Annotated in this window: 12 protein-coding genes; 3 read left to right on the top strand and 9 right to left on the bottom strand. The window is 33.2% G+C overall.

Translation table 11 applies throughout. The features are described from left to right. Positions 1–12: 12 nt before the first annotated feature. The 7 genes from AAEO58_RS03320 to uvrC form a co-directional block, all read right to left on the bottom strand. A complete protein-coding gene (locus AAEO58_RS03320) occupies positions 13–939 on the bottom strand; it encodes a tryptophan 2,3-dioxygenase family protein (protein WP_341681910.1) in 927 nt (308 codons plus the stop codon). Next, entirely contained in the window at positions 939–1,715 is a 777-nt protein-coding gene (locus AAEO58_RS03315) for a DUF3108 domain-containing protein (RefSeq protein WP_133609241.1), read from the bottom strand. Before AAEO58_RS03315 ends, AAEO58_RS03320 begins: the two co-directional genes overlap by 1 nt. 287 nt (positions 1,716–2,002) lie before the next feature. After that, positions 2,003–3,166: a 4-hydroxyphenylpyruvate dioxygenase gene (hppD, locus tag AAEO58_RS03310; RefSeq protein ID WP_133609239.1), complete on the bottom strand. Its 1,164-nt coding sequence runs from the start codon at positions 3,164–3,166 to the stop codon at positions 2,003–2,005. Between the two features lie 12 nt (positions 3,167–3,178). Next, on the bottom strand, positions 3,179–3,631 hold the full coding sequence (locus AAEO58_RS03305; protein WP_341681908.1) for a CCC motif membrane protein: 453 nt from the start codon (positions 3,629–3,631) through the stop codon (positions 3,179–3,181). Next, positions 3,631–4,788 carry a homogentisate 1,2-dioxygenase gene (locus AAEO58_RS03300; protein WP_341681906.1) on the bottom strand — a complete coding sequence of 386 codons (1,158 nt, stop codon included), beginning with the start codon at positions 4,786–4,788 and terminating at the stop codon, positions 3,631–3,633. The genes AAEO58_RS03305 and AAEO58_RS03300 overlap by 1 nt, the downstream gene beginning before the upstream one ends. Before the next feature lie 166 nt (positions 4,789–4,954). Continuing rightward, positions 4,955–7,153: a patatin-like phospholipase family protein gene (locus AAEO58_RS03295; protein ID WP_341681904.1), complete on the bottom strand. Its 2,199-nt coding sequence runs from the start codon at positions 7,151–7,153 to the stop codon at positions 4,955–4,957. Between the two features lie 6 nt (positions 7,154–7,159). Then, on the bottom strand, positions 7,160–8,956 hold the full coding sequence (gene uvrC, locus AAEO58_RS03290) for an excinuclease ABC subunit UvrC (protein WP_341681902.1): 1,797 nt from the start codon (positions 8,954–8,956) through the stop codon (positions 7,160–7,162). A 278-nt stretch (positions 8,957–9,234) separates the two neighbouring features. Here uvrC and AAEO58_RS03285 point away from each other — a divergent pair, with 278 nt between their 5' ends. From AAEO58_RS03285 to AAEO58_RS03275, 3 genes are read left to right on the top strand one after another with little or no spacing between them, the layout of a single operon-like run. Further along, positions 9,235–10,209, top strand: a complete 975-nt coding sequence (locus AAEO58_RS03285; protein ID WP_341681900.1) for a succinylglutamate desuccinylase/aspartoacylase family protein — start codon at positions 9,235–9,237, stop codon at positions 10,207–10,209. A gap of 55 nt (positions 10,210–10,264) precedes the next feature. Beyond that, on the top strand, positions 10,265–11,503 hold the full coding sequence (locus tag AAEO58_RS03280) for an aminotransferase class I/II-fold pyridoxal phosphate-dependent enzyme (protein ID WP_341681898.1): 1,239 nt from the start codon (positions 10,265–10,267) through the stop codon (positions 11,501–11,503). Beyond that, positions 11,496–12,068 (top strand): 5-formyltetrahydrofolate cyclo-ligase, encoded by a 573-nt coding sequence (locus AAEO58_RS03275; RefSeq protein ID WP_341681897.1) that lies wholly within the window; start codon positions 11,496–11,498, stop codon positions 12,066–12,068. Before AAEO58_RS03280 ends, AAEO58_RS03275 begins: the two co-directional genes overlap by 8 nt. 258 nt (positions 12,069–12,326) lie before the next feature. Here the strand turns inward: AAEO58_RS03275 and AAEO58_RS03270 are convergent, their stop codons facing one another. Beyond that, positions 12,327–12,962 carry a lipoprotein signal peptidase gene (locus AAEO58_RS03270; protein ID WP_341681896.1) on the bottom strand — a complete coding sequence of 212 codons (636 nt, stop codon included), beginning with the start codon at positions 12,960–12,962 and terminating at the stop codon, positions 12,327–12,329. A gap of 82 nt (positions 12,963–13,044) precedes the next feature. Continuing rightward, positions 13,045–13,425, bottom strand: coding sequence for a TraR/DksA family transcriptional regulator (locus AAEO58_RS03265; RefSeq protein WP_073581819.1), 381 nt, complete (start codon positions 13,423–13,425; stop codon positions 13,045–13,047). Positions 13,426–13,437 lie beyond the last annotated feature (12 nt).

Below are 13,437 nucleotides of genomic sequence, written 5' to 3'. Positions count from 1 at the left end.
TGCGCTATGCGGTTATTCTCCCCAGTTATCTAATTCTTCTTTCGTCCATAATTCAGGGAAGAATATTCTTTTTTGGTATTTTGGTAACATGTATTTTTTCCAATCGCTTCCACCTGTAGCTTCGTGATTTCCTGGAACACTCTCGATGTATTTTTTTGCCGCGTTAAAGTGGCCCATTACCCAAGTAATATTAACGGTTTTGTCGTAATGACGCATAGCAGCTACTAATTCAGGATTTTTTTGGTCAGCTTCTGGTAATTGTTTGAATTTTCTCCACAAATTAATTGTGTTGTATTCTTCCATCCAATCTAAGAACACTTTTTTGTATTTTCTTTCGAATTCCAAAATTAAATACGATTTTTCGCCTGTATGATAATCTTTACCAGCTGCTTGCCAATACAAATGCTCAAAAGCGTGTTCGTATGGTGTATTTCTATCAATAGTTGCTCTAAAACGGTTATCGATTAAGTTGATTAAATCGGTAGAGCTAAATTCTATTAAACGATACTGTGCCGATTGAAATCCACTTGCTGGTGTTAAAGTGTTTCTGAATTTTAGATATTGTTCAGGCTCCATTCCGTCTTTCATAATATCGAAAGAAGTGGTAAGCATATCAAAATAACGACTAATTCTTCCTAATTTTTCAGTAAAATAATCAGTTGTTGGTTTTTCGTTATGACACAATTGGTTCATTTCCCAAAGAATCATTTTGAACAACAACTCGTTTACTTGATGATACATTACAAAAACCATTTCGTCTGGCAAAGTGGTTCGTTGTGTTTGAAGACTCAAAAGCGCATCAGTTTGGATATAATCCCAATAGGTAATGGGTTTAGCCCAAAGCAAACCTTCCAAATGAGTGGATGTGTTTTGATTGATGGCTTCAAATTTATCATGAAGTTGATCTAATTGTTCCTGAATTTTGGGAGTAACTTCCATTATTTATCTACTTTAACTTTGAATGAATGTTTTAAACCTTTAAAAGCTTCTAAATCAGCTTTGATAGAACCAACAGCTAAACTCGCCTTTAAACGGATTGGGATTTTATTGTCATCGTCTGAAATCCAAACGGTTAAACTTTCTTCTTCTTTAAAAACTCTACCTGCTTGCACATAAGGTCTAAAAATCATGCAAGAAACTTTTCCAAATTTAGTTTTTATATCTTCTCTACCAACAAATTTTAACTTAAACTTTGTGGTTTCATCATCAAAAAACATATCAATTGCAATAGATTCTCCTACTTTTAATTTATCTATTTTAGGATGGTTTCTTAAGTAATAAAATGAAGACACAATATCTTGAATATCCTCAGGAACCGAGAACGTTTTTTCGGTTTTGTGTTTGTAATCTTTAACTAAAACTGTGTTTCGTTCTTGATTAAAAAAACCTTCTTGATTTTTAGTATAACCTCCTTCATCAATTTTTCTAACAAATTGATACGGTTTTCCTGTTTGTTTGTCGAAATAACTTTCATAATTATCATCAACTTCAAAGAAAAACTTAGCCATTCCTACAGTCCAACCTTTTCCAACTACATGATGTACTTTTTTGTTGTTTTTAACGGCGTCTTTAATTTCTAATGAAGCATAACCGGCATTTACCATTCCGTAATGGATTCGAAGTTTGAACCACTCACCAGTAGTGTATGCATTTTCCTGAACTACGAATGAATTTGTAGTAACAAAAAGAATAAGAAGTAGCGCAATTTTTTTCATGGTTTATTCATTTTTAGAAATGAAAATGCAATTTCCGTTCCAAAAATACTAAAACAAAAAAACCCAGTCAAAAATATGACTGAGTTTTTATGCTATTAACCAACCAAAAAACTATAAATTATGAAAATTTATTACAAAGCAAGGCAAACTACCTCCTTGTTTTGCGAGTGCAAAGGTATATATGTTTTTGAATTATTCTTAGCTAAATTTCAACTTTAACATTTTTTTATCAAAAATGACACCACTACAACGTTATAATTTGATGATTTGTTAATGATTTGGTCTTTTTATAATGTACCTCGCAATTCTTGCTCACGCTCAATTGACTCAAAAAGGGCTTTAAAGTTACCTGCACCGAATCCTCTAGCACCCATTCTTTGAATAATTTCGAAGAAAAGTGTTGGACGATCTTCAACTGGCTTGGTAAAAATTTGCAATAAATATCCTTCTTCGTCAGCATCAATCATGATACCTAATTTTTGAAGTTCATTAATATCTTCTTTGAATTTATCCATGTGATCTTTTAATCTTTCTGGAATTGCATCGTAATATGCTTGCGGCGGAGTACTTAAAAACTCGATACCTCTTGCACGCATTTCAGCAACTGTAGTTAAGATGTCATCTGTTGCTACTGCAATGTGCTGTACACCTTCACCCTCATAAAAATCTAAATATTCTTCAATTTGAGAACGTTTTTTCCCTTCTGCTGGTTCATTGATAGGGAATTTAATTCTTCCGTTACCATTAGACATTACTTTAGACATCAAAGCTGAATATTCCGTAGTAATCTGTTTGTCGTCGAATGAAAGAAAATTCACAAATCCCATAACATCTTCAAACCATTTTACAGCTTCATTCATTCTGTTCCAACCCGTGTTACCCACCATGTGGTCTATAAATTTTAACCCCACTGGTTCTGGATTGTAATCTGATTTCCATTCACTGTATCCTGGTAAAAAGATTCCGTTATAATTTTTGCGTTCTACAAAAATGAAAACAGTTTCTCCGTATGCGCCATAGATACCCGCACGAACAACTTCTCCATTTTCGTCTTTTTCAACTACTGGTTCAAAATATGGTTTTGCACCACGCTTTGTAGTTTCTTCAAAAGAATAACGTGCATCTTCTACCCAAAGTGCAATAACTTTAACACCATCTCCGTGTTTTTTTACGTGTTCGCCAATTAAAGAATCGCTATTCAAAGCGGTTGTTAATACCAAACGGATTTTATCTTGCTTTAAAACATAAGAAGCCCTGTCTTTTACGCCAGTTTCTAATCCTGCATATGCTAATGATTGAAATCCGAAAGCTGTTTTGTAAAAATGAGCCGCTTGTTTTGCGTTACCTACGTAAAACTCTACGTAATCTGTTCCCATTAAAGGTAAAAAGTCTTGTGCTCCTTCAAATATTTTTTCTAATCCGTATTCTACTGATTTTATTTCTTGTGCCATAATTCTTAAATTTTATTTTTCCGCTCTCATAGAATCTACAAAAGTGGAATCTATATAAATGGAATCGTTATTATAATTTTCTTCAATTTCTTCTTCCAAATAAATGGAATCGTTAACTTCTTGATTTTTAATTTGATCTAATCTGTTTTCTATGATGTCGGAAAAACCAACTTGATAAACCACAACCGCAACTATTATTACTATAAAATACATTGCTGATAAAATAGTTGTTACCAAACAAATGATTTTTCCAACATATACATTTTGTCTACTTTGGTGTGAATATACTGTTGGATTTGCTTCATACTCTTTAAGACTTTTTATTGAAAGAACTAATCCTACAACTCCTAAAATTAACGAAACAAAAACTACTAATCCACAACAAAATCCTAAGATCATAATTACAAAAGCAATTATTCCAAGTATTAAAGCTGTTGGGTCGGCTGATAATTTATTATAATTCATTAGTCTAACCAAGATTGAAAGTACGTGTCATCAGCAATACCCATAGCGTCTTCTGTAACCATTAAAGGCTTGAAAGTATCTACCATTACGGCTAATTCTAACGTTTCTTTTTTACCAATACTTCTTTCTGCTGCTCCTGGGTGTGGTCCGTGAGGGATTCCTGCAGGATGTAACGAAATATTCCCTGGTTTTACATCATTTCTACTCATAAAATCACCATCTACATAGTATAAAACCTCATCGGCATCAATATTACTATGATTGTAAGGTGCTGGAATTGATAATGGGTGATAATCGTATAATCTTGGAACAAACGAACAAATTACAAATGCATTTGTTTCAAAAGTTTGATGAACTGGTGGTGGTAAATGAATTCTTCCTGTAATTGGTTCGAAATCATGTATTGAAAAGGCATAAGGATAATTAAACCCATCATATCCAATAACATCAAACGGATGCGAAGCATACACCATTTCGAAAATTTCGTCTTTTTTCTTTACTTTGATTACGAAATCTCCTTTTTCATTGTAAGTTTCTAATTCTTCTGGACGACGAATATCTCTCTCGCAAAACGGCGAATGTTCTAATAATTGTCCGAACCAGTTTCTATATTGTTTTGGTGTATAAACTGGCGAATGTGATTCTACGATAAACAAGCGATTGTCTTCGGTATCGAAATCGATTTTGTAAATCATTCCTCTTGGAACTACTAAGTAATCGCCATATTTGAAATCTAAATTTCCTAACATGGTTCTTAGTTTTCCAGTTCCTTGATGAATGAAGATTACTTCATCTGAATCGGTATTTTTATAAAAATAATCGGTTGTTGATTTTCTTGGTGCTGCTAAAACGATGTGACAATCAGAATTCGTTAAAACAATTTTTCTACTTTCTAGAAAATCGTCTTGAGGTGCAATATCAAAACCTCTTAATTTATAAGACTGAATGTTATTTGACTTTGCGATTTTTGGCGAAACACTATATTGTCTTCTGATTTCTTTAACCTGAGTAGGTCTTTGTTCGTGATATGAATTGGTTGACATTCCGTCAAAACCAACTGTTCCAAACAATTGCTCATAATACAAATCTCCGTTTGGTTTACGGAATTGTGTATGACGTTTGCGAGGAATTTCTCCTAATTTGTGATATATTGGCATTTTTTCTTTTATTAAAAGTTCTAAAATAGCTTTTAGCAAGATTACAAAATCCTGCTGTAAATCGAAAAGAAGTTATGCTCACTCAGGATTTCTCTTGATGAGGAACTTTAAATGCGAAAGTAAGTCTGTCCAATTTTTCATCATTACAAATATCGAAAAAAATATTTTAAAACCAAAACCCTACTGAAAACCAAGTGTGATGATCTTTAGTTTCTGGCGACCAGGAGTGTTTAATTTCAACCGGTCCAATTACAGTTTCCATCCCATAACCAAAGGAATAACCCGAATAATTTGGCTGTACAAACCAAGTCTCTATGGTGTCAAAAATTTTATTTCCAACATTAGCAAAGTTAGCACTAAAATTCAAATGATGCTTCTTAAAAATCTCATAATCTGCTGTTAATAAAAGTTTTACATAACTATCTCCAGCAATACTTAAAAAATCATAACCAAAAAAGGGCTTGATGTTATTTACTTGTTGAAATCCGTAACCTCCTAAAATAAAATCAAAATAAGAAATACTTCTTTCGCCTACTGCAAAACCACCTTCAGTTTGAAATTTAAGCGTCATATTTTTAAAAACGGTTTGTGCAACACCAAAATCAGCTTTTGCTACTGAAAATCGTTCAAAATTATTTTTATAATCAGATGAATAAACATAAGAACGTATCTCAGAATTAAAATTCCAGCCAGTTCTTGGAAAATACTTTTTATCAAATGAGTCATATTTTACAAAACCAAATACCGACAGATAATCACTACTATCAAAAACAGGATCAGTATTCTCTAGTGTTTCCGATTCCAATTTTAAAACTTTAAATTCTAATCCACCTCCTAAAGAAAACTTTTGAGCAAAAATCGTTTGCAAATACGCTTGGTTACTCAAGTCGAAAAAATCTACATTAATTGCATTGGCTGTTGAGTTAAAAACAACGTCATCGGCAATATTACTAGTAATATTTCTATTAAATGTCGTTAACTTTGAATTGAACCCAAAACTCCAATGAAAGCCATTATCAATATAATAATCAAAATTATATCGAATATTATCTCCTAATATAACATCTAAAGAAGCAACGTCATTCTTTGCTATTAATCTTTTTTTGGTGTAATTCAATAAAATTCCACTTTTAAATAAATCATCATAGTGCAATCCAAATTTCAAGAACGTATTATTGTCATTTTCCTTTAATTGCAAAATTAATTTGTCGCCATCTTGCATTTTTTCAAATGAATAATTGATAGCGCTAAAATTTTGTGTAGCATTTAAATTTAAAATTCCCTTTTGCAATTGGGCATTAGAAATTTTGATATTTCTTTTGAACTTTAATTTCCCTACAATGTATGCGCGAGTATAATTATCCAGTTTATTAAACACAATATCTTTGATATAAATAGAATCTTGAAAGACTATTTTTTTATCATTTTTTGAATTTGAATTTCCATATGGCGCTAGTTCCTTTATAAATTCTAACGCTTTTTCTTTCCCTTTTGCAATAATTTCATTGCCTTTTTCAAAATCTACAACGGTATAGCCTTTAATGTCTGGTTTGATGTAAATATCAGTTGCTTTTTGTTTTCCCTCCATTTTTTCAATCATGGAAAAATTATTAATCTGTGCTAAAACCGATGTTACGCCTTTCAATTCTTCTCGGGTTTTTAAACCATCCTGAACGTCAACACCAATTATAATATCCAATCCTCTTGCTTTTAGTTCTTCAACAGGATAATTATCTATAACACCACCGTCAATCAACAATCTTCCGTTCATTTCAACTGGGCTGTACAACGTAGGCAACGCACCACTGGCAATCATGTTTTGAGCTAAGATTCCTGAGTCTAAAACCACTTTTTCACCTGTTTCAGCATCAGTTGCAATACATAAAAACGGAATGGGTAACTCGTCAAAATCTCTTATATGACTTACTTGTTGTGTTAAAGAAGAAATTAGATTAAAATTATAAAGGCCTTTAGATAAACCAGAAGGTAAACCTAATTTGAATTTATTAAACGGTAGCGTTAAGGCGTAAATCTCATCATTTCGTTTTTCGTAAAACGATTTTGATTCCCTAGGTGTGTAATCTTGAAGTAAGGCATCTACGTCAATTTTAGAAAAAATAGAATCTAATTGCTCTGCATTATATCCAGACGCGTACAATCCGCCCACGATGGCTCCCATACTGGTTCCTGCAATGTAATCTACCTTAATTCCAAGCGAATCAATTACTTTAAGAACACCAATATGCGCCAATCCTTTTGCACCACCTCCACTAAGCACAAGTCCTACTTTTGGTCGCTGATTTTCTTGTCCTAAGCTGATTTGGGTAAAAATTAGTAGGCTTACAAACAAGAGCAGTTTTTTCATTTCTTTTTATAGGGATTTATTCTTGTAAAAGTCGGAAATTTTTTTGGCTTTTGAAACACCTACAACTTCAGAAATTGCTTTTTCGTCGGCATTTTGCAATCTTTTAACACTTTTGAAATGTTTCATTAATGTAATCATGGTTTTTTCGCCAATTCCAGGAATACTTTCTAAGCTATTCGTTAACGCTGATTTACTTCGTTTATCGCGATGATGTGTGATTCCAAATCGGTGCGCTTCGTTTCTTAAAAACTGAATCACTTTCAAGGTTTCCGATTTTTTATCCAAATACAAAGGTGCCGAATCACCCGGATAAAACAATTCTTCCAGACGTTTTGCAATTCCGATAATAGCTATTTTACCTCGCAAACCTAAATCATCAATACTTTTTAATGCCGATGACAATTGCCCTTTTCCTCCATCAATAATAATCAATTGTGGTAAGGGCTGATTTTCCTCTAACATGCGTTTGTATCTACGATAAACGACTTCTTCCATTGAAGCAAAATCATTTGGACCTTCAACCGTTTTGATATTGAAATGACGATAATCTTTTTTACTCGGTTTTCCATCTTTAAACACTACGCAAGCCGAAACTGGATTGGTTCCTTGAATATTCGAGTTATCAAAACATTCAATATGTCTTGGTTCAACCGATAAACGCAAATCTTTTTGCATTTGCGCCATGATGCGATTGGTGTGTCGCTCTGGATCAACGATTTGAATTTGTTTTAATTGGTCTAATCGATAATATTTGGCATTACGTTCTGATAATTCTAAAATTTGCTTTTTATCGCCTAATTGAGGCACTGTAACTTTGATGTTTTCTCCTAAATCAATTGGAAAGGGAACAACAATTTCTCTAGAATTCAAGTGAAAACGTTCACGTAATTCTACTACGGCTAATTCTAACAATTCTTCGTTGGTTTCGTCTAATTTTTTCTTCAATTCCAATGTATGCGAACGAACAATTGCACCGTGCGAAATTTGTAAAAAATTCACATACGCCATTGTTTCATCGGAAATAATCGAAAACACATCTAAATTGGATATTTTCGGATTCAAAATTGTGGAACGCGATTGGTAATTTTCTAAAACCTCGATTTTTTCTTTGATTTTTTGCGCTTCTTCAAACTTCATTTCCATCGCCAAATCAGTCATTAATTTCTTGAAATCTTTTAAACTTTCTTTGAAATTTCCCTTTAATATTTGACGAATTTTTTCAATCTGACTTTGATAATGCTCCAATGACTCATACCCTTCACATGGTCCTTTGCAATTGCCAATATGATATTCCAAACACACTTTAAATTTCCCCGAATCGATATTTGCTTTCGATAAATCGTAATTACAAGTTCGCAGGGGATACAATTCTTTGATTAAATCTAGAATTGTATGAACAGTTTTAAAACTGGTGTAAGGTCCAAAATATTCAGAACCATCTTTAATCATTTTTCGAGTGGAAAATATTCGAGGAAAACGTTCATTTTTGATGCAAATCCAAGGATAGGTTTTATCATCGCGAAGCAACACATTATAACGCGGTTGCAGCTTTTTAATTAAGTTGTTTTCCAACAATAACGCATCGGTTTCTGTTGGAACTACAATGTGTTTTATCGCAACAATTTTCTTAACTAAAACCGACGTTTTATAATTATCGTGATTCTTCGTGAAATACGATTGAACGCGCTTTTTTAAATTTTTCGCCTTCCCAACATATAGAATTTTTCCATCCTTATCATAATACTGATACACACCCGGATTATCAGGCAAAGTTTGGATTTGAAGTTCTAATGGTGTTTGCATTTTAAAAAAAGAGGTAAAGAACAAAGATAAGAGAATTGTTTGAATTGGCACGCGGATGAAACGAATGCTTTGCAGCGCTTATTGGAGCGTTGTTTTTTACACAGAGATTCACGGAGCTTTTTTTGATTTTGATGCTTTTGAAAAGAGTTACACAGAGACGCTTTACTTTTAAACTTTTCATTTCTTCAATCTGCGTTCCAAAAAAATATTGATTTTTGAACTTGAACTTGCCCTTGTTCTTGAACTTTTCGTATTTTTAACACCTTAGAATCAACCAAATGACAGCCTCAAAACCACTTGTAATCCTTAAAGAAACCATTTTAGCTGGCGAAAGCAAAACCATTAATATGGAAATTGCCAAGTTGCACACCATGAATAAATTGAAGATTCCAATAATTGTGGAGCGTTCAAAAATTGATGGTCCAACGGTTTTATTCACCGCTTGTTTGCACGGCGACGAAATCAATGGTACCGAAATTGTGCGTCAGTTAATCATTCAAAAAATCAACAAACCAAAACGCGGAACGATAATTTGTATTCCGATTATCAATATTTTCGGATTTGTAAATCAAACTAGAGAATTTCCTGATGGTCGCGATTTGAATCGAGTTTTTCCTGGAAGTAAAACAGGTTCTTTGGCGAGTCGTTTTGCGTATTATATTTTAAAAGATATTATTCCGCACGTAGATTATGCCATCGATTTTCATGCGGGTGGTGCGAGTCGATTTAATGCTCCGCAAATTAGAATAGTACCAGAAAACCCTGAATTAAAGCAACTTTCCGATGTTTTTAATGCGCCTTTTACATTGTATTCGAAGAATATTTCGGGTTCGTTCCGAAATTCTTGCGATAAATTAGGCATAAAAATGTTGCTTTTTGAAGGTGGAAAATCATTGGATTTAAATCTTCAAGTTACCGAAGAAGCCGTGGAAGGAACCAAGCGCTTTTTGGATCATTTAGAAATGCTAAATCCGAGAAAAAAAGCAGCAAAAAAAGACAACAAAACCATCTATATAGAAAAATCGAGTTGGATTAGAGCGAAATATTCAGGCATGTTTCATGGTTTAACTACGATTGGAAGTTTTGTAAAAAAAGGCGAATTACTAGCTACTATTTCTGACCCATATGGAAAAGTAGAACATAAAATGAAAGCGCCACATGAAGGTTATGTAATTAATGTAAATGATGCGCCTATTATTTACCAAGGTGATGCTATTTTTCATATTTCTACTCACTTAGAATCAGAAAGCTAACAATTATCATGTTTTTATTGAATTAGTACCTGTAATTTCGTCAAAATTTTTAGGTATGAACTTCTGGAAAAAACTAACAAACGAAGAAAGAAAAGTAAGAATTGATAAAGCCTTACACGATAATGTTAACTTCTCAAAAGACGCTTCTTTAGGCTATCCGGCTTCTAAGTTAGATAGTCGCGTTTTTTATGATGATGCGCCTTTTTTGAAAGATGCACCCACGCTTCAAACCTATGTTGCGAATCCAAATAACATTGGATGTCACACTTTTGGCACTTCTGAAAAAGCGTTTTATGGTACACAAGAAATTGAACGTGAAGTTTTAAATGTAATTGCTGTTGATATTTTCAAAGCTAAAGAAAACGAATTCGACGGTTATATCGCTCCTGGCGGAACGGAAGCCAACATTCAAGCGATTTGGGTTTTTAGAAATGAATTTCTACATAATTTTGATGCGAAATTAGACGAAATTGCCATTTTAGCATCGGAAGACACACATTATTCAATTCCCAAAGCTTCTAATTTATTGCAAATCGATTGGTTGAAAATTCCTGTAGCTTTTGAAAATCGTGAAATAGATGTGAATGCATTGGATAACATCATTTCAGAAGCTAAAAATAAAGGTAAAAAATACTTCATTGCCGTTTCCAATATGGGAACAACCATGTTTGGTTCAGTTGATAATCCTGATGATTATACTTCGATATTAGAAAAACATAACGTTACTTACCGTTTGCACATTGATGGTGCTTATGGCGGATTTGTGTATCCGTTTAGCAATCAAAAATCGAATATCAACTTCAGTAATCCTAAAATTAGTTCGATTACGATTGATGCACACAAAATGTTGCAAGCGCCTTATGGAACAGGTGTTTTTGTTTGCCGAAAAGGTTTAATCGAAAACGTATTGACCAAAGAAGCAGAATACGTAGAAGGCATGGATTTAACGCTTTGCGGAAGTCGTTCTGGTGCAAATGCCGTAGCGGTTTGGATGATTTTATTTACTTATGGCGCTTATGGTTGGTTCGAAAAAGTGAGCATTTTACAAATGCGTACTCAATTTTTATGTAACGAATTAGACCATTTAAACATAAAATATTTCCGTGAACCATTTATAAATATCGTAACGATTCATTCGGAATCGATTCCAGAAAAAATTGCTGAAAAGTACGATTTGGTTCCGCAACAACACAACAAAAACAACAAATGGTACAAAATTGTGTTAATGGATCACGTAGAAGTAGAACATTTGACTAAATTTATAGACGAATTGAAAGCGTCTGTAAATGGATAAGAAATCGTTAAGGCAAAAGGCAAAAGCTGAAAGGCAAAAGTTAACTCAAGAGGAAATCGAAGACAAAAGTTTAGCGATTGCGAACCAATTGTTGCGAATGAACATTTGGGACAAATTGTATTACCATTTGTTTTTAACCATTGAAGAGCAAAAAGAAATCAATACCGAATATATTCTGCAAATTTTAGCGGGAAAAGATAAAGAAATCGTTATTTCGAAGTGCGAGTTTGCTACTTTAGGAATGACGCATTTTTTATTAACGGATAATACCAAAATCAAAAAGAACAGTTACAACGTTCCAGAACCGGTTGATGGTTTAGAAGTGCCTGATGCGAAAATTGATGTGGTTTTTGTGCCGCTTTTAGCTTATGACAAGCGAGGAAATCGCGTTGGCTACGGAAAAGGGTTTTACGATAACTTTTTAAGCAAATGCAAGCCCGAAACGATTAAAATTGGATTATCGTTCTTTCCTCCAGAAGAAAAAATTGACGATGTTTCAGAAAGTGATGTGAAATTGGATTTTTGTGTGACGCCTGAGGGAGTTATTTCTTTTGAAAACTCCTAATCAATTCAACTAAACCATAGATAACAATATGGGTTATAACAAAAATTCCACCTGAAAAAAGAACTGCTAATGAATTTCCTCCTTTAAAATTGTCTTCATCTAAAAAAACATAAAACATCAGAAAGAAATAGATTAAAAAAATAATCAAATTCACTTTATATATAATTCTTTTAGTAAAAAATAGTCCTAAAAAGAAATATATAAATACCGAAAAATACACAAAGTATAAAAGTGTAAATTCAGAATCTGTCGGAAACATTATTCTTGAGTTTGAATAGTTTCTTCCTCTTTATCCGCATGAGCAAACGCTCTTTTATTAAATACAATCAAAATCCCAACACCAGTTGAAATCGCTACATCGGCTACATTGAAAATGGCATTGAAGAAAGTAAAGTGTTTGCCGCCCCAAATTGGTAACCAAGAAGGTAAGTTTCCTTCCCACATTGGAAAATAAAACATATCTACTACTTCACCGTGAAACCAAGTACCGTATGGTTGGTCAGAGAAAGCTGTTGCCACTTGATGATAACTATCGTTAAAAATGACACCGTAAAAAACCGAATCGATAATGTTTCCTAAAGCGCCTGTAAAAATCAAAGCAATAGCTACGATTAAATAATTTGATGCTTTTTTTCTTACCGAATCCCACAACCACCAAGCGATTCCACCTACGGCTACGATACGGAATAAAGTTAAGATTAATTTTCCATGTTCGCCAGGAATTTCAGCACCCCAAGCCATACCTTCATTTTCTATAAAATGAATTTGAAACCATTCTAAACCCATTACTTTTATTGATTCTCCAATAAAAAAATGCGTCTTGATGTAGATTTTCGAAATCTGATCAATTAATAAAATAGCAATGATTAAAATATAGGCTTTCTTTAACGACATGTTCAATTTTTTTGCAAAAGTAGTAGTTTTTATCAAATAAAAAACGCCCCAAACGGAGCGTTAGTATAATTTTGTAAAAAGATTAACGTTGCAAGTTTTTTGCTTCGATACTCATAGTTGCATGAGGAACGATTTTTAAACGCTCTTTACTTATTAATTTGCCTGTAACTTTACACAAACCATAGGTTTTGTTTTCGATACGAATTAAGGCATTTTTTAAATCTCTAATAAATTTTTCTTGACGAATAGCTAGTTGTGAATTGGCTTCTTTACTCATTGTTTCACTACCTTCTTCAAATGCTTTAAACGTTGGCGATGTATCATCAGTTCCGTTGTTTAAGTCATTCATGTAAGCACTCTTAATAAGCTCTAAATCACCTTTAGCCTTTTCTAATTTCGCTTGAATTAACGCTTTGAATTCAGCCAAATCAGCGTCTGAATATCTAATTTGCTCCTCTACCATAATTTCAATATT

Origin of the sequence: Flavobacterium helocola (assembly GCF_038289885.1) — a bacterium.
In the GTDB taxonomy this organism is placed as follows: Bacteria; Bacteroidota; Bacteroidia; order Flavobacteriales; family Flavobacteriaceae; genus Flavobacterium; species Flavobacterium cheniae.
The sequence above is the reverse complement of the archived record's forward strand: the minus strand, read 5'-3'. Positions and strand labels throughout refer to the sequence as shown.